Annotated in this window: 16 protein-coding genes, 1 pseudogene and 1 other annotated feature; of the genes and pseudogenes, 7 read left to right on the forward strand and 10 right to left on the reverse strand. The window is 30.2% G+C overall.

What is annotated here, in order from left to right:
• The first annotated feature begins 46 nt into the window (after nt 1–46).
• The gene (locus BUB36_RS06795; RefSeq protein WP_073148346.1) at nt 47–1,417 is read left to right on the forward strand and encodes an MATE family efflux transporter; all 1,371 of its coding nucleotides are present in this window, start codon (nt 47–49) and stop codon (nt 1,415–1,417) included.
• Between the two features lie 151 nt (nt 1,418–1,568).
• On the opposite strand, the gene BUB36_RS06800 is transcribed toward BUB36_RS06795, so the two are convergent.
• Entirely contained in the window at nt 1,569–1,748 is a 180-nt protein-coding gene (locus BUB36_RS06800) for an aspartyl-phosphate phosphatase Spo0E family protein (protein ID WP_073148348.1), read from the reverse strand.
• 460 nt (nt 1,749–2,208) lie between these two features.
• On the opposite strand from BUB36_RS06800, the gene BUB36_RS06805 reads away from it, so the two are divergent.
• From BUB36_RS06805 to BUB36_RS06815, 3 genes are all read left to right on the forward strand, one after another.
• Nucleotides 2,209–3,180 (forward strand): 3'-5' exoribonuclease YhaM family protein, encoded by a 972-nt coding sequence (locus BUB36_RS06805; protein WP_073148350.1) that lies wholly within the window; start codon nt 2,209–2,211, stop codon nt 3,178–3,180.
• Between the two features lie 141 nt (nt 3,181–3,321).
• Nucleotides 3,322–3,543, forward strand: a binding site (T-box leader).
• 120 nt (nt 3,544–3,663) lie between these two features.
• Nucleotides 3,664–6,780, forward strand: a complete 3,117-nt coding sequence (gene ileS / locus BUB36_RS06810) for an isoleucine--tRNA ligase (RefSeq protein ID WP_073148352.1) — start codon at nt 3,664–3,666, stop codon at nt 6,778–6,780.
• A 119-nt stretch (nt 6,781–6,899) separates the two neighbouring features.
• Nucleotides 6,900–7,313 carry a bacteriohemerythrin gene (locus BUB36_RS06815; protein WP_073148354.1) on the forward strand — a complete coding sequence of 138 codons (414 nt, stop codon included), beginning with the start codon at nt 6,900–6,902 and terminating at the stop codon, nt 7,311–7,313.
• Nucleotides 7,314–7,371: 58 nt separating this feature from the next.
• Here the strand turns inward: BUB36_RS06815 and rsgA are convergent, their stop codons facing one another.
• From rsgA to BUB36_RS19650, 9 genes and pseudogenes are all read right to left on the reverse strand, one after another.
• On the reverse strand, nt 7,372–8,418 hold the full coding sequence (gene rsgA, locus BUB36_RS06820; protein ID WP_073148356.1) for a ribosome small subunit-dependent GTPase A: 1,047 nt from the start codon (nt 8,416–8,418) through the stop codon (nt 7,372–7,374).
• Nucleotides 8,419–8,551: 133 nt separating this feature from the next.
• A complete protein-coding gene (locus tag BUB36_RS06825) occupies nt 8,552–8,947 on the reverse strand; it encodes an MFS transporter (RefSeq protein ID WP_073148358.1) in 396 nt (131 codons plus the stop codon).
• Between the two features lie 56 nt (nt 8,948–9,003).
• The gene (locus BUB36_RS06830; protein WP_073148360.1) at nt 9,004–9,255 is read right to left on the reverse strand and encodes a hypothetical protein; all 252 of its coding nucleotides are present in this window, start codon (nt 9,253–9,255) and stop codon (nt 9,004–9,006) included.
• On the reverse strand, nt 9,255–9,707 hold the full coding sequence (locus tag BUB36_RS06835; RefSeq protein WP_073148362.1) for a PIG-L deacetylase family protein: 453 nt from the start codon (nt 9,705–9,707) through the stop codon (nt 9,255–9,257). The genes BUB36_RS06830 and BUB36_RS06835 overlap by 1 nt, the downstream gene beginning before the upstream one ends.
• A gap of 19 nt (nt 9,708–9,726) precedes the next feature.
• Entirely contained in the window at nt 9,727–10,287 is a 561-nt protein-coding gene (locus BUB36_RS19075) for a glycosyltransferase (RefSeq protein WP_084111812.1), read from the reverse strand.
• Nucleotides 10,272–10,784: a glycosyltransferase family protein gene (locus BUB36_RS06845; RefSeq protein ID WP_073148366.1), complete on the reverse strand. Its 513-nt coding sequence runs from the start codon at nt 10,782–10,784 to the stop codon at nt 10,272–10,274. The genes BUB36_RS19075 and BUB36_RS06845 overlap by 16 nt, the downstream gene beginning before the upstream one ends.
• Nucleotides 10,762–11,931: a B12-binding domain-containing radical SAM protein gene (locus BUB36_RS06850; RefSeq protein ID WP_131821216.1), complete on the reverse strand. Its 1,170-nt coding sequence runs from the start codon at nt 11,929–11,931 to the stop codon at nt 10,762–10,764. Before BUB36_RS06850 ends, BUB36_RS06845 begins: the two co-directional genes overlap by 23 nt.
• A gap of 65 nt (nt 11,932–11,996) precedes the next feature.
• Nucleotides 11,997–12,197, reverse strand: a pseudogene (locus BUB36_RS20630) (hypothetical protein); the annotation flags it as partial.
• A 152-nt stretch (nt 12,198–12,349) separates the two neighbouring features.
• Nucleotides 12,350–12,526 carry a hypothetical protein gene (locus tag BUB36_RS19650; RefSeq protein ID WP_165613046.1) on the reverse strand — a complete coding sequence of 59 codons (177 nt, stop codon included), beginning with the start codon at nt 12,524–12,526 and terminating at the stop codon, nt 12,350–12,352.
• 444 nt (nt 12,527–12,970) lie between these two features.
• On the opposite strand from BUB36_RS19650, the gene BUB36_RS06860 reads away from it, so the two are divergent.
• From BUB36_RS06860 to BUB36_RS06870, 3 genes are all read left to right on the forward strand, one after another.
• Entirely contained in the window at nt 12,971–13,624 is a 654-nt protein-coding gene (locus BUB36_RS06860; protein ID WP_106406485.1) for a DUF4397 domain-containing protein, read from the forward strand.
• Nucleotides 13,625–14,465: 841 nt separating this feature from the next.
• Entirely contained in the window at nt 14,466–16,304 is a 1,839-nt protein-coding gene (locus BUB36_RS06865) for an ABC transporter ATP-binding protein (protein ID WP_073148372.1), read from the forward strand.
• A 28-nt stretch (nt 16,305–16,332) separates the two neighbouring features.
• Complete coding sequence (locus tag BUB36_RS06870; RefSeq protein ID WP_073148374.1) at nt 16,333–18,072, forward strand: ABC transporter ATP-binding protein; 1,740 nt, start codon at nt 16,333–16,335, stop codon at nt 18,070–18,072.
• Nucleotides 18,073–18,144: the final 72 nt, after the last annotated feature.

The following is an 18,144-nucleotide window of genomic DNA, read 5'->3' on the forward strand; positions in this document are numbered from 1 at the left end:
AGAAATATTATGATGTGATAAAATACATAAAAGGATTGAACTAAATATGACACAAGAAAAATCATTAATAAGCGGTAACATTTTTAATGAACTAATAAAGCTGGCAATTCCAATAATGGGGACATCATTCCTACAGATGGCTTATAGCATGACGGATATGATTTGGATTGGTCGTGTAGGGAGCAGGGCTGTTGCAGCAGTTGGTACTGCTGGCTTTTTTCCATGGCTTGCTATAGCTTTTATTAGGATATCTCAAATTGGGGCAGAAGTGGGAGTGGCTCAATCGATCGGTAAGGATGATATAAAAGGAGCTAAAGGGTTTGCACGAAGTGCTTTGCAATTAGACTTTATTATAGCTTTATTATATGGAATATTTCTTATATTATTTAGAAAACCTCTAATTGGATTTTTTAAAATAGAGGATGCATATGTTGTAAATAGAGCAATTGATTATCTAAGTATTATTGGATTAGGTACAGTTTTTTCATTTGCTAATCCTGTTTTTACCAGTGTATTTAATGGTGCTGGTAAAAGCAAACCACCTTTTCTAATAAATTCGGTAGGACTAATAGCTAATATGATTCTCGATCCATTACTTATATTTGGAATAGGACCATTACCTGGGTTAGGGGTAAGAGGTGCAGCTATAGCCACTATAACTGCTCAATTAATTGTAACTATAATATTTCTATTGTATGTAAAGAAAGATACCTTATTTCTTTCAGAGGTGAAGTTTTACAATCTTCCAGAATTGATGTATATAAAGAAAATTGTTAAGTTAGGTTTCCCCGCTACCTTACAGAGCGGAATGTTCACAATTTTTGCTATGATTATAGCAAGAATTATTGCAAATTGGGGACCTATACCGATTGCAGTACAAAAGGTAGGTTCGCAAATTGAATCAATATCGTGGATGACAGCCCATGGATTTGCCACAGCCTTAAGTGCCTTTGTTGGGCAAAATTATGGTGCGGGTAAAATAAAGCGTGTCTATAGAGGGTATTTTACAGCACTGGGTATTATGAGTATTATAGGAGTATGTACATCTTTACTTCTAATTCTTTTTGCAAAGCCTATATTTACCATATTTATTCCTGAAGATAAAGCAATTGTTCAGGGTGTCATCTACTTAAGAATTTTAGGAGTTTCTCAATTTTTTATGTGTATTGAAATAACCACTACTGGAGCCTTTAACGGTCTTGGGAAAACTTTACCACCATCTTTGATTAGTATTATATTCACTGGACTGAGGATACCCGCAGCGTTAATGCTTTCTAAGCCTGAAATATTAGGACTTAATGGAGTCTGGTGGAGCATTAGCTTAAGCAGCGTAATCAAAGGAATAATTTTAGTTATTTGGTTTGGTATTGTAATTCGTAAGCAAAAGATAACTGAAGATAATAATTTGGAACCATAGAGTGGAAGTTTAGCTATTTAATAAACTTGTATAGAGATAAACAACTTTAAGATTTAATAAATTTCAAAGAAAAAATGTAGAAGACTTCATTATTTTCTTTGAAATTTATCTTATATTATATAACAAAAAATAATTGAGACTATTTATTTCTTTAAACTGATTTTTGTTTAAGATATTGTACTAGAACCTTATCAAGTATTTGACTTATCTCAATTATTTCAGGAGCGCTTATATCTCCTTTAGTTTCAATAAGCTTATGCATTTTAGCCCTTAAAAATTTTATCCTTTTTTCTAAGGTATTTAAATTTTCGTTAGAATTTATTGAAGTCATTTGCATCATCCTTTGATATAGAATTATAATTTAATTATACCCAATATTTAAGTCAAATTATGTCAAAAAAAGAAATTTAGATAAATAAAAAAATAAATTGGTAAAAAAATCCAATAAAACTTTAAAATATTACAGAAACAACCAATAATACTTCTGACATTTAAGGATTTTGTGATAAATAATAAATCAATGATAAAAAAATGGCATTTCAACAAATGTTTATAAAATATACAATAGCTGTAAGATTATAACATATTTTTATTAAATTTTCAAACCTTTTTTGCTTTCAAGATAATTGGATGTTAGAAAAAACTAATATAGAGTTTTCCGATATTTACTCATAAATGGTATAATATAAATATGCGTCCATAGATCTTAGGTTAAGTTAGCATTTATAAGTCAAGGAATCACATATAATATATATATGTTATAATATCATGAAAAAATAGAGGGGATATTTATGAATACGAATATAAGAATTAGTGATTTTAAGCTAGGAGATTTTATAGAAGGATTTTTTATTATAAAATCCATGAATATAAAAACTTCGAGTAATAACAAAAACTTTATTGATTTTAATCTTGTAGATAAAACTGGAGAAATTAATGCTAAATTATGGGATTCGAATAAAGATGATGAAAAAAAATATTCAGAAGGAAAATTAGTTAAAGTAAGGGGAAATGTATCAGAATGGCAGGGGAAGCTGCAGTTGAAAATCATAAAGATAAGACCTGCTAATGACGAAGATAATTTGGTTATAGATGATTATGTACCCTCTGCACCAGAAAAAACTGAAATTATGTATGAAAAAATATTAGATTATATAAGGGAAATAAATAATAAAGATATCCATAATATTGTAAGCTATATATTTAAAGAAAGTAAAGAAAAACTTATGTTTTATCCTGCAGCAAAATCAAATCATCATGCAATTCTTGGTGGATTGCTTTATCATATTTTAACAATGCTTAGGACAGCTGAAAAGCTATGTGAAATATATACCTTTTTAGATAAAAATTTATTATTTGGCGGGGTAATACTTCACGATATTGCTAAACTAGAAGAGATGGACTCTAATGAACTAGGGATAGTTTCATCCTATACTAGTGAAGGTGAATTGTTAGGTCATATAATTCAAGGTATAAATAAGATTGAAAAGGTCTCAGAGAAGCTAAATACCGATAAGGAAATAACTACCTTGCTTCAGCATATGATTCTTTCCCATCACTATGAGCCAGAGTTTGGGAGTCCCAAAAGACCGATGATTCCAGAGGCTGAAATTTTACACTATTTAGATGTAATAGATGCTAGGATGTTTGATATGAAAAGGACGTTAGAAAGCACTAAACCAAAAGGGTTTTCTGATAAAATTTGGACTCTTCATAATAGGAGGTTATATAAGCCATCATATCAAAACCTGAATGAAGAATGATATATACCGTTATATCAGCTTATTATGTATAGAACTTTGGGAAGTAGGTAACAATATTCAATAAATTTTTAATAAATCTTCAAAAAAAATTTTGACAAAATATGATTTTTTAAGGTATTATTATTAGTAAAGTGAATAAAGCTAATGGCTATGATAAGGAGAGTAGTATAGATTATACTTTTTCAGAGAGATAATCCATGGCTGGAAGATTATCAATGTATATCTTTATGAAAATCACCTTTGAGCCAGATATCTGAAACCTTGCAGGGTATTAAGGTATCTCGCTGATGAGCGTTAAAATAAATAAGTGATAGGATTTACCTATAATTTGGGTGGTACCGCGGAAAAATTTTCGTCCCTAAGTCTGTTAGCTTAGGGATTTTTTGATTATAACTTATTTTTAAATTTAACCTAGTGGCTAGTTTTTATTAGACCTAAAAGGAAGACCATAACACTTGCAACCAATATGGAAAGGGTGGAAATATGAGAAAATTTGAAGAATTATTGAATAAGTCAGTTAGTGAAAATGAAAAAGAAATATCTAAATTCTGGGATGAAATTGATATTCTTAAAAAAAGTGTAGAAACCCGTGAGGGTGCAAAATCCTTTGTGTTTTATGAAGGACCTCCAACAGCTAATGGAAGACCAGGTATCCATCACGTGATATCTAGAACCTTAAAGGATTCGGTTTGTAGATATAAAACAATGCAGGGATATCAGGTAAAGAGGAAGGCTGGATGGGATACCCATGGACTACCAGTTGAAATTGAGGTTGAGAAGCAGCTAAACCTTAATAATAAGCAGGAAATAGAAGCGTATGGAATTGATAAGTTCAATGAAAAGTGTAGAGAGTCTGTTTTTAAATATGAAGGTCTATGGAAAGAAATGACTAAGCGAATGGCTTATGCGATAGATCTTGAAAATCCATATATTACTCTTGATAATAATTACATTGAAAGTGTATGGTGGATTTTAGACAAGTTTAATAAAGAAGGGTTTATATACGAGGGACATAAGATTCTTCCATATTGTAGCAGATGTGGAACAGGATTAGCAAGTCATGAGGTTGCTCAAGGATATCAGGAAATCAAGAGCAACACTGTTGTAGTAAAATTCAAAGTAAAGGATAAAGAAAATGAATACTTCCTTGCATGGACAACTACTCCATGGACTTTAGCATCAAATGTTTGTTTGACTGTTAATCCAGATGTAGACTATGTGAAAATAAAGGCTGATAATGGGGAGATTTATTATTTAGCAAAAGAACTTGTTTCTTCCGTTGTCGAGGAAGAATATGAGGTTTTGGAAGAATATAAGGGCAAAGATTTAGAATATATGGAATATGAACAACTAATGCCTTTTGTTAAGACAGACAAAAAAGCATTTTTTGTGACACTTGCTGATTATGTAACTACTGAAGATGGTACTGGTATAGTTCACTCTGCTCCAGCCTTTGGTGAAGATGACTATAATACTGGTATGAAATATGGTCTTCCTGTACTTCAACCAGTAAATGAAGAAGGAAAATACACCGCAACGCCTTGGGAAGGTATGTTCGTTATGGATGCCGATGTTGAGATTATTAAATGGCTTTATAACGAGGGTAAACTCTACAAAAAACAAAAGGTTGCTCATAATTATCCACATTGCTGGAGATGTAAGACACCACTTCTATACTATGCTAAGCCAAGCTGGTATATAGAAATGACTAAGCTAAAGGACAAGCTTATCGAAAATAATAATGGTGTTGAATGGTATCCAGACTATGTTGGAGAAAAGCGTTTTGGAAACTGGCTTGAAAACTTAAATGATTGGGCTATTTCAAGAAGTAGGTACTGGGGGACTCCATTAAATATTTGGAGATGTGATGAGTGTGAACATACTACTAGCATAGGTTCAAGAAAAGAATTAGTAGAAAGGGCAATAGAAGATATAGATGAAACTATAGAACTTCATAGACCATATGTAGATGAAATTCATATCAAGTGTGAAAAATGTGGTTCTACTATGACAAGGGTTAAGGACGTTATTGACTGTTGGTTTGATAGTGGATCTATGCCCTTTGCACAGCATCATTATCCATTTGAAAATAGCGAAAACTTTTTTGAAGAATTATATCCAGCTGATTTTATATGCGAAGGTATAGATCAAACCAGGGGTTGGTTCTACTCATTACTTGCTATTTCAACCTTTGTTACTGGAAAATCTTCTTATAAGAGAGTATTGGTTAATGACCTTATTCTTGATAAAGAAGGTAGAAAAATGTCCAAATCCAGAGGTAATACTGTAGATCCATTTGCATTATTTGACAAATATGGTGCCGATGCATTAAGATGGTATCTACTTTACGTTTCACCTGCTTGGACCCCAACTAGATTTGATGAAGAAGGTCTTAAGGAAGTTCAAAGCAAATTCTTTAGTACAATTAAGAATGTATATAATTTCTTTGTATTATATGCAAATACTGATGGAATAGACCCTAAGGAATTCTTTGTTGAATATAAGGATAGACCGCAAATAGACAGATGGATACTATCAAAATTCAATAGTCTTTTAAAAAGTGTTTCAGAAGACTTGGATGTATTTGACTTGACAAAGGCTGTAAGAAAGATACAAGAATTTGTAAATGAAGATCTCTCAAACTGGTATATAAGACGTTCACGTAGACGTTTTTGGGCTACTGAACTTACTGAGGATAAAAAAGCTGTTTATAATACAACCTATGAAATATTAGTAGGGATAAGTCAAATGGTAGCTCCTTTTGCTCCATACTTATCAGAAGAGATATATAAGAAGCTAACAGGAGAATTATCTGTTCATATTAGTGATTATCCGACTACAAATGAAGCCTTAATAGATAGTCATTTAGAAGAGAAAATGGATCTTGTTAGGAATTTAGTAAAGCTAGGAAGGGCTTCTAGAGAAGCAGTTAGAATTAAGGTTCGTCAGCCTATACAAAAGGTTCTTATTGATGGTAAATATGAAGAGCTTATATCAGATTTAATTTCTCTTATAAAAGAAGAGTTAAATGTTAAAGAAGTAGTATTTGCTAAGGACTTAAAAGAATTTATGGACTTTAGCTTAAAACCTAATTTCAAAGTTGCTGGACCGAAGCTTGGCAAGAAGATAAAAGCCTTTGGCAAAGCATTAGCAAGCCTAGATGCTTCAGCAGTAGTTCCTAAGCTAGAAAAAGGTGAAGCTATAACTATTGATTTAGATGGAGAAGATTTTGAAGTTACAAATGAACTTGTAAAGATAAATATTTCTGCTAAGGAAGGCTTTACAGTAGAAATGGAAAATAATTTATTTGTAATTTTAGATACTACATTAAGTGAAGAACTAGTTAACGAAGGATTTGCTAGAGAATTTATTTCTAAAGTACAGCAGCTTAGAAAGAATAATGGTTATGAGATGATGGATAATATCAAGATTTACTTTGATGGGGACGATGAAATATCTAAAGCTGTAGAAATCCATAAAAACTATATTATGGAAGAAACATTGGCGGTAAGTATTGAAAGAGTTTCAGATGACAGCTTTGAAAAGCAGGACTTAAACGATCATGAGACAGGAATAAAATTAGAGAAAGTTAATAGTTAACTGTTACTATTTATTTTATACAGCAAGAACGGTTAATACCGTTCTTGCTGTGTTTAGAGATATAATAAAAAGGGTACTAAAGTAAAAGAATAATATAATTAAGAAGGCAGGGGGAAACAATGTTTAAGTGGAAAGAATTATATTCGTGTAATATTAGTAAAATCGATGATCAGCATAAAAAGTTATTTGAAATTGGATATAAATTATCGGATTTAGTTCGTTCAAAGGACGATTTAGATCATTACGATGAAATCATTGAACTTATAAATGAGCTGACAAAGTATACTATATATCACTTTGAAACTGAAGAAAAATTAATGGAGGAATATGGATTTAATGGATTAGAAGAACATAAAAAAACACATAAAGCCTTTGTTGATAAAATAAGTCAAATTAATATTAGTGTCATAGATGAGGAACAAAAAAGAGTTATGATGGAAATACTTGTTTTCATTGCGGATTGGATAGAAGACCATATTTTAAAGGTTGACCATATGTATAAAGATTTCCTAAATGAAAAGGGAGTATTTTAAGTCAGAAGGGACAGAGGGGACGGTTCTTCTTGACTCAAAAAGAGCCGCCCTTTCTGTCTCATTTATGTTTACGATATATTTTTTCCTTTTGAGTTTTTCTTATATTCTCAATATCCTCCCAAGTAGAAGAATTCCCTTTAAATCTATGGACGGAGTTAATGTACTCAACTTCTTTTTTGATTTTAATATAATTATTAAACTTATCTTGAGAAATAACTCCAGATTTAATAGCTTCTCTAACCATACATCCAGGTTCATTGGTATGAGTACAGTTTCTAAATTTACACATCTTCACTAAATCTTCAATATCATCATAAACATCTTCTAATACATTATCTTCACACCATGGAATCACATTAATCAATCCTGGTGTATCAATGATTAACCCACCAGAATCTAAAATGATTAAATTTTTAAAAGTAGTAGTATGTCTACCTCTTAAATCTTTCCCTGAAACCGAATTGGTTTTCATTATATTTTTTCCTGCCAAATAATTGATTAGTGTAGATTTACCTGCTCCAGATGGGCCAATAAAAACTGAAGTTTTGTTATAATTAAAATATATTTTCAATTTCTCTATACCAATAAGCTTAGTAGTACTAATAGGAAATATCTTGATATTCTTGTAATATGTTTTGAAATCTTTGATTACTTGTAAATCTTCTAAAACGTCAATTTTACTTAAAAGCAATATAGGTGTAATATTTTCATTTCGACATATTAATAAGAATTTATCAACATTGATTTTTGATGTTATGTTATCCATAGGAATAATAATAAAAGCATAATCAATATTTGCAGCTATAATTTGCTCTTCTACTTTTCTACCGCGACATTTACGAGAAATTTTATTTTTTCTCTTTAACACGTAAGTTATAACACATTCATCATCAGATACATTATTTATCTTAACCCAGTCCCCTATACAAGGCAAATCAGAATTATCTAATGCTCTATTGAGCAGATTACCAGCTATTACTCCTGTTTTAATTCCATCTTTAGTCACCACTTTAAATCGTTTGCCATAGTCAGTAATTATTCTTCCAACATCTTCTTCAGGAAACTTACTATATTCAAACCATCCAAGTTTATTTAACCAGCCCATAAAATCCTCCTTAAAAAATCATATAATATATTTTCATAATAACCTAATTCATAAAATGATTTTTTTTTAATAAATTTTAATTATATCTTCTAAATGACATGGCAACAATTTTATTTTTTTGGGTAAGGTTGATTCAAGATTTAAAATGTTCAAAATCTTCTTCCAGTGTTTTTATTACTTGTTTCTTATTAATCAGTACAATTAATAAAAAAACACCACCCATAAACATCGTTGTAACTGTAGCAGATACATAATCATATAGAAGTGCTATAAAAAATTGTCCAAGTGGTGCTGCAATCATACAAGAAGCATTTAATATAGCAGAGACTCTACCCATTTTTTCTAGAGGAACAATTTTTTGAAAAATAACCACTAAAGCAATATTTGAAATGCTGATAAAGAAAATTAATAAAAATTCTAAAACAATAAATAAGTAATATAACTGATTTTTAGTAAATACTCCTTTAAAAACGCTAGAAACTACCAATCCCATTAGAAATATAGTTAAACTAGCATATATCATTCCCATAATCATCCATCTAAATCTAAATATTTAGAACCATTGTATAAATATATAAAACAATTTCAATTATTAAAAGTGATGATTTGAAATAAATTATTACAATATAATTTACCCTCAAAAATTAGCCCCTCTGCATAATCAGTACTTATTAAACTGCCATAATATCTATCTCTATTCTTCATATGCTTTAAAAACTTATGATTCAAAATTGTTGATTGAAAATAGTTATTTAAATCAAACTGACTAGAAAAGGATGCTATAGCTTTTTGTTTCTGTTCATAAACATCTGAAATATCTACCAATAAATTTGGCATTATTTGATTACTTGCAGGATAAAAAACAGATTTGCACAACGATGCACAGGATATTTTGGATATAAATTTGCTAAAGCTGCTTTAAAGATAGCATCTTTAATTAAAAGACCTGCCTCTCTATGATCTGGATTTTTATCAACATAATATGGTGCCAAGATTATAGTAGGTTTATATTTTCTAATAATTTCTACAACTTTTATAAGTTGTTCATTAGATAAATGATTAATACAAGTATCATGTATATTTAAATTTTCTTTTATATGAACTCCCAGAATTTCACTTGAATTTAAAGCTTCTTTCTCCCTTTGTTGAACATCTCCATTTGTAGATTTTTCACCTTTAGTCAAGTCAATAATACCAATCTTATATTTTGAACTATGCTTTAATAAAATTCCACCAACGAAAAGTTCAGCATCATCAGGATGTGGTGAAAAACATATTAAATTTAGCATTTCAACCTCCTACATTATATTACACTTTAAATTGATTTAATATTTGAATTAAATTTGTTTCTTGGAATCTAATTGAATTTTTTAAAGCCTCTTTTTTCAACTGCTTATACCAGTCATAATTATTTAATAAATAGTTCAACTCATCTATAAAGCAGTTGATATTTAAATAATCATCAATAATGACTTGTCCATCTCCCATAGCTTCTTTTATTCCACCTACATTACTAGCTATAACTGGTACCTGATTAATATTAGCTTCAATAATTATTCTACCAAACCCCTCATGACAAATGGATGGTACCAATAAAACTTTACTTCTAGCATAAATTGGTTTCATATCCACAGTATGTGGCGTAATAATTACATTAGGATATCGTTCTAAAATCTGTAAATACTTTCTTTCAATAGGATACCAACTTTCAACAATTTCAAAAATTTTATTTTTAAAATAATTTACAGGCTGTATTACTATTTCTATACCTTTTTCCTTTATTGGATTTACAAAAAGTATATTCTTTTCTTTTTTAATTTTAATACCTTTAAATTTATATTTTTCATTCGTGATTAATGGATAACAAATGTGAGATTTTTTTGATCTGTTTTTGGTAAGCTATCATAAATAAAACGTGATATACAAATAATACCTTTAATATCTCTAATATAATCTTTCATGATAATTTTAATTTCCTTTAAAAGCAACTTCTCATCATAACTATGCATAAATAAAATAACTGGTATACCCACCGCAATAGACTTTTTAATTACATCAAGTGATCCAGATAGTTGAGTAAATATAACATCGGGTTGAATTTTTTTGATGCAGTCTAATGCATAACGATTGTAAAATTTCTTAGAATTAAAAAATATTTTCAAATAAATATCTTTTACATATTCTACAGTATCTACAATGCGATTACATAATCTTTTAGAAAACCAATAATTCTCCTTGCAATTTATTGAAAGGCATTCGTATTGTGAAAACGTTAAATATTTTAAAAACTGATCTATTGTCTCCTCTGCTCCACTGATATGATAAGGATATATCCCTCCTGTATTAATAAAAAGTATTTTTTTCATGATATAATACTCCTTGATTAATTGCAAATTCTATCATTCTTCCCATATATTCATAAATACAATTTAACGAATAATATTTGCTCAACTTCTCATATAAAAATTTAGAAAACTCTTTAATAGTCCTTTCTTTTTCTGAAAACTCATTAAAGTATTGTGCAAACATTTCTGGTGGAATTTTATTTTGAATATCGAAAATTTGATTTTTATTGATTAAATTATCTAGTTGATAAAATAAAAAAGTAGTCTTGAGTTTTCTTGAATCAATTTTAAAATATGACATTTTACTATTAAGAAAGCTATATGGCATAAAATTCAAAAAAATTGCATAATGATATCTATAATCATTTGATATTCTAATTCCTTTATTCTGACTTTTAATGTGGAAAACTGTACCTAGAAATGGTGTTGCAAAATATCTTGAAGTTAAAAAGTAAAACTCTTTTTTCTTTAACGCTTTAATATCTCTATAAGTCTTCAATAGAGAATGTAATGTCTCACCATCATAAAAACACATTAATAAAAATTCAATCATTTCAAATCGAAATTCTTTTAATAGTTGATACGTTTTAATGAAATAAGTTTGAGAATTTTTCTTGTTCATTCTGTTATATAAATCTTCATCACTAGTCTCATATCCTAACTCAAAACCTTTACATCCTGCTTCTCTGATAAGTGGAAGTAAATGCTGATGTTTCATAATAATTTCAGGTCTAGACAAACAAATCCAATTAATCTTTATCTCTCTTTTTAAAATTTCACGAGAAAAAAATTCCACCCATTTTTCATTTAGAAGCAAATTATCATCATAAAAATGAAAACTTCTTATGCCATATTTTGAAATAATAGTTTCTATTTCTTCAATTACTAAATTAACATCTCTATATCTAACATTATGCCCCCAAGTTAAATAGGTAGAACAAAATTCACAATTAAATGGGCATCCCCTTGAGGCCATAATTGGCAAAGCTTTGTTTACTCTATCAACATGAATATTTTCATTATAAAGTTCTAAATTAACACAATCCCAATCAGGTATACTTAACTCATTAATATTTTTATAAACAAAAGGTCGAACTTTTGTATTTAATTGTCTATTTTTAACAATTAAACCCTCAATATCATCTATATTCCCTCTCTTATTGAACAAAGCATCTATCAATTTTCTTAACGGAACTTCACCTTCACCTACAATACAAAAATCTGCACTGGCGTCTAAAAAACTTTCTGTTCCACAGCTACATGATTACCACCACAAACAATTTTAGCATCTGTATTTTCTTTAATAAATCTAATTAATTTAAGAGTACTAGGGACTTGCATAGTCTTTACAGTAATAGCAATCAAATCTGGAGCTAATCTTTCAACTCTCTCTTTTGTTGATTCAATATCTAATTTTTCTGCTAAAGCATCAACATAAAATAATTGATAATTTTTATTGAAATTTCTTTATTTCCCACTAAAAATTTAATGATGACTTTTTTTGTGGGGTAACCTTAATATGACAAACACAAGAGTTTTTTGAATCCTAATTATACCATTTTATTTGTCTGAAAAATTTATATATTTCAACTGACAGTAAAAGTTTTTCCTAATGCCAATAAAACTGGTGCATCTAAATCATCAACTTTGATTTCTGATCCTTTAGGAATAAATGATAAAATTAATTCATCACAAATCATTCCAAGTTTTTCACTTAATTCTTTTTTTTGATCTGTTGTTAACTCTAATGTAGCAGGTGACATGTTATATTCCTCCTTTCTATATTTATGAATTATTTAAGACACTCTTGTATTGTCATTCATGTATATAGCAATACATATAATTGGTATATATTTATTATATTATAATTAAATTGTATAATTATAAATATTTTCATTAAACATTTAATTACAATTCAAATTTTTGTTCTACCACGTTTTTATGTCAGATATAAAATGGCTTGATACAATAATAGAAGCACGAAGCAACTATTGCGGTAGAAGGATAATTAGAGGTATGATGCTTGAAATGGGTCTAAATATTATTAGAATGTAAAATAAAAAAGCAAAAATAATTTCAAACCCTTCCCCTCTGTCTCTTATTTTTTTTGTAACATATCTAAAATATTGGAATATTCTAGTAGTGAGGACTAAAATAGTGTTTTGAGAGGTGTTGAGATAATGTTCGGTTTTTTTGACTTCTATCCCATGAAATTATATAGAGGTGGCTTATTTAGAAGAAATACTTTACCTGTAGATGTAACCTATGCTCGTATTTTCCATGCATCTCCCGACGCACCGCCTGTAGATGTATACTTAAATAATAAACCTATAGTTTCAAATTTAAGCTATAGAAGTTTTACAGAATATCTCCCATTGGCACCTGGAGTATATAATGTTAAGGTATTCCCAGCAGGCACAATTAGGAATCCAGTTATAAATACTAATATTAATGTACCAGCAAATACTATATTGACGATAGCAGCTACTAATGAGCTAGAAGATATTAGCTTATATGCTATAGAGGATACACCTATGTCTGTACCACAAGATAAAGTATATTTGAGATTTGTACACCTATCACCAAATGCTCCTAGTGTTGATGTTAGATTACCAGATGGTAAGAATATATTTGAAGATGTAGAGTATAAAGAGGTTGCAGATTACAAACTTATAGACCCGGGAACATATACATTAGATATATATGGTGCAGGAACAGATAAAAGAGTTTTATATGTTCCAAACATAAACTTAAAGCCCAATAGATTTTATACAGTGTACGCCATAGGGCTTTTAGGAGAAAGCCCACCATTACAAGTAGTTATTCCTTTAGATGGTAACTCCTATATAAAAGTAAGGTAATGAGATTTTAATCGAGTAGAATCTAAAACCGCCGTAAGGCGGTTTCAGGCTGTTGACAAACCCGAATTTCTTCGTTGTTGCTTCAAAGGAGAATGCTCACGTATTTCTGTATACGCTCCGCTTGCTCCTTTTCAGCACGCCTCGAACTTCAGCTTTCTCAAAAGCCTGCTATCTTGTTGACTTTGTCAACAATCTAAAACCGCCGTAAGGCGGTTTTAATTTTAAAACATTTTTTGTATGAAATTATAAGACTTAAACAAAGTGAATTTAAGAGGAAATTTAAACTATTGACAGTGAAATTTTAGAGCTTTTTTGGATGCTTATGAGAATGTCCCTAAAACTTGGAACTTACAATGCATCAATTGATGCATTGTTATCATATATTACAAAATTATTACAAATAACAAAATTAGTTGTAAATATTGCCAATAAATAATATACTAGACATGCAAATAAATTTTTATGGTAGGAGGTCGTATTAATGAAAACTAAAAGATTTATTGTAGGTAATAGTAATAGAGTTTTCAGTAAAATTTATATAATGAATATACGACCTAGGACTATCAATATTGATTGTTAAATTTTTTTGAACAATACAATAATTAATAAAGCATAGCCATAGGTTTGTATATTAACCTATGGCTTTTATTTTAAAGAGTTAGGAAGAATAATATATCTATACAAAATATTATTCTTTGAACTTCACCAACTAAAGCCATGGGTATAACTGCCTATGGCTTTTTTATGTATTAAAGGAGGTAGACAATGGTGATTAAATTTTAGAAGATTTATTAAGTGTCAATAAAAGGGATATTTCATGACAGAATTGGGGGAGAAAGAAATGAAGAAGATAAAGCTTCTACTTAAATTTATGAAGGGAAACAGACTGTTATATTTCGGAGCAGTATTAGCTATAGGAGTTGCTACATGCTTTGAGATATTAATTCCTCTTGTATTAAAAATAACGATAGATTCTATTATAGGGGATAAACCCATGGATTTACCTAATCGGATATTAACCATTATTAATACACATGGTGGAAAAACAATGCTTGCTTGGAACCTTTGGTTTTGTGGAGCAATTATAATAATTTTAACAATAATAAATGGTGTTTTTATATATTTCAAAGGAAAGTGGTCGGCTGTAGCAGCTGAATCTGTTGCTAAGAATGTTAGAGAAAAATTATATGATCACCTACAGCATTTACCTTTTGATTATCACATAAAGGCTGAAACAGGAGATTTAATCCAAAGATGCACATCAGATGTTGAGACTATCAGAAGATTTTTAGCTATTCAATTTGTTGAAATTGGTCGTGTTCTATTCATCTTGATATTTTCTATAGGTATAATGGTTTCACTAAATATGACTATGACTTTAATAGCAATATCATTAGTTCCCATAATTTTTATATTTACCATGGTATTCTTTTATAAGGTTCAAAGGGCTTTTAAGCTATCAGATGAATCGGAAGCAAGATTATCGACGGTATTACAGGAAAATTTGAGTGGTGTCAGGGTAGTTAGGGCTTTTGGAAGACAAAAATACGAGGTAGATAAATTTGATAAAAGAAACAGGGAATATAGAGATGTAACCTATAGATTAATACGTCTACTTGCTTGGTTCTGGTCATCCTCTGATCTTCTGTGTTTTATGCAAATAGGAGCAGTATTAGCTTTTGGAGCTTATTTTGCTACAAAGGAAATAATAACCCTAGGAACTCTAGTTGTATTTATTAGTTATGAAAGGAAGTTGATTTTTCCAATAAGGCAGCTTGGAAGAATACTTACTGATTTAGGTAAATCATTAATATCAATAGAACGTATAAACGAAATTCTGGAAGTAGAGATTGAAGATGGATTAGATGAAGGAAGAAAGCCAGAAATAAAAGGAGAAATTGAGTTTAAGGATGTTTGTTTTAAGTATGATGAAGATAGAACAATATTGAAGGATATTTCCTTCAAGGTTAAACTTGGAGAAACAATAGCAATACTAGGAGCAACAGGAAGTGGTAAAACGTCGTTAGTTAATCTATTACTAAGATTGTATGATTATGACAAAGGTAACATAAAGCTTGATGGGATAGAGCTTAGAGATATAAATAAAAAATGGCTTAGACAGAAGGTAGGTATAGTACTACAAGAACCATTTCTGTATTCTAAGACATTAAAAGAAAACATTGGGATTACTAAAGAAAAGATAAAAGACGCAGAAATATTTGAGGCTTCAAAAATTGCATCAATACACGATGTAATATTAAATTTTGAGAATGGCTATGAAACATATGTAGGCGAACGTGGAGTTACTCTTTCAGGTGGGCAAAAGCAGAGAATTGCAATTGCTAGAACCATAATTAAAAAATCTCCAATATTAATATTTGACGATTCATTAAGTGCTGTTGATACTGAAACAGACTTAGCCATTAGAAGGGCTTTAAAAGCCAGAAAAGAAAGAACTACTACTTTCATTATCTCTCATCGTATTACTACATTATCTGAGGCAGATCAGATATTGGTTTTAGAAGATGGTAAAATAATACAGTCTGGTAGGCATGAGCATCTAATTAAAGAAGAAGGACTGTATAAGCGTGTTTGGTTACTACAAAATTCTCTTGAAGAGGAACTTGAGGAAGAAATAAAAACTTATGACAAGGATAAATTAGAAGAGGCTGCATCATAGGGAAAAATCTTAGAAAGGATAGATATAGATGAATAAAATTAGAGAGCAGGATTATCATAAGGGGTTTGATTTAAAGATTTGGAATAAATTGTTATGTTTTACAAAAATATATAAAAAGAATTTGATTGCAATTGGAATCATGATGGTTATATTAGCAGGCATAGATGTAGTATTCCCAATGTTGACCAAATATGCAATTGATAGTTTTATAGTTCCTAAAAAATTAGAAGGTTTGAAGGGTTTTATTTTGGGGTATAGTTTATTAGTCATTTTTCAGTCAGTTGTGGTATGGAAGTTTATTGAGGAAGCAGCAAGGGTAGATATGGGAATCTGCTATGATATAAGAAAGGCAGGCTTTAAAAGGCTTCAGGAGCTATCTTTTTCATATTTTGATAGAACTCATATAGGCTGGATAATGGCACGTATGACTTCTGATACTAGCAGACTTGGAGATACCATTGCATGGGGACTTGTTGACCTTATTTGGGGAATTGCTGTAATGATTGCAATATCTTGTGTAATGCTGTATATGAATTGGAAACTTGCATTGATAGTTCTAACAGTAGTTCCATTTTTAGCGATTATAAGTGTGTTTTTTCAAAAGAAAATTTTAAATGCATTTAGAGAGGTAAGAAAGACTAATTCTCGCATAACAGGAGGATTTAATGAAGGTATAATGGGTGCTAAGACCACAAAAACTTTAGTTAGAGAAAGCAAGAATCTAGAAGAGTTTAGCCATATTACTAGTGAAATGTATAGCTCATCAGTTAAAGCAGCTATATTTTCTTCAATGTATTTACCTGTAGTGATAACACTGGGAAGTATAGGGACAGCTTTAGCTTTATGGCGTGGAGGAGAAGGTGTAGTATTTGGAGATTTAAGCTATGGTACACTTGTGGCATTTATCACCTTTACAATACAGTTTTTTGAACCAGTTAGAGAACTTGCTAGAATATTTGCTGAGCTTCAATCGGCTCAAGCTTCAGCAGAAAGAATTATTTCTATGATTGAAACTGAACCAGATATTAAGGATGATTCTGAAATAATTAGGATTTATGGAGATGTTTTCAGACCACGAAGAGAAAATTGGGGAAATATAAAGGGAGATATAACCTTTAAAAATGTGTCATTTGCCTATAAAGAAGGAGAGAAGGTTTTGGATTCTTTTAATCTTAATGTAAAAGCAGGTGAAACAATTGCGTTAGTTGGAGAGACTGGTTCAGGAAAGAGTACAATAGTAAATCTAGCTTGTCGCTTCTATGAACCAACTGAAGGAGAAATATTGATAGATGGAGTTAATTATCAAGAAAGATCTTTGCTATGGCTTCACTCTAATCTAGGATATGTCCTGCAAACCCCCCATCTTTTTAGTGGAACAATAAGGGAAAACATATTATATGGACGATTAGATGCAACGGATGAAGAAGTAATAAGAGCTGCTAAACTAGTTAATGCCCATGATTTTATAATAAAGATGAAGAAAGGATATGATACTGAGGTTGGTGAAGAAGGAGGCAGGCTTTCCACTGGAGAAAAGCAGCTGATATCCTTTGCTAGGGCAATATTGGCTAATCCAAGAATATTTATACTAGATGAAGCCACATCCTCAGTTGATACTGAAACAGAACAACTTATACAAAATGCAATTAGAAAAGTTTTAAAGGGTAGAACCAGCTTTATAATCGCCCATAGATTATCTACTATTAGAATGGCTGATAGGATCCTAGTTATTAATAAAGGAAAGGTTGGCTTTGTAAACTTAATATGAAAAAATAGTACAATGTTTTATAGAATTACTTCAGATTGCTTTAAATTTCGCCTGAAGGATGATAAAAGTTCG

Source organism: Paramaledivibacter caminithermalis DSM 15212 (assembly GCF_900142245.1).
Lineage (GTDB): Bacteria > Bacillota > Clostridia > Peptostreptococcales > Caminicellaceae > Paramaledivibacter > Paramaledivibacter caminithermalis.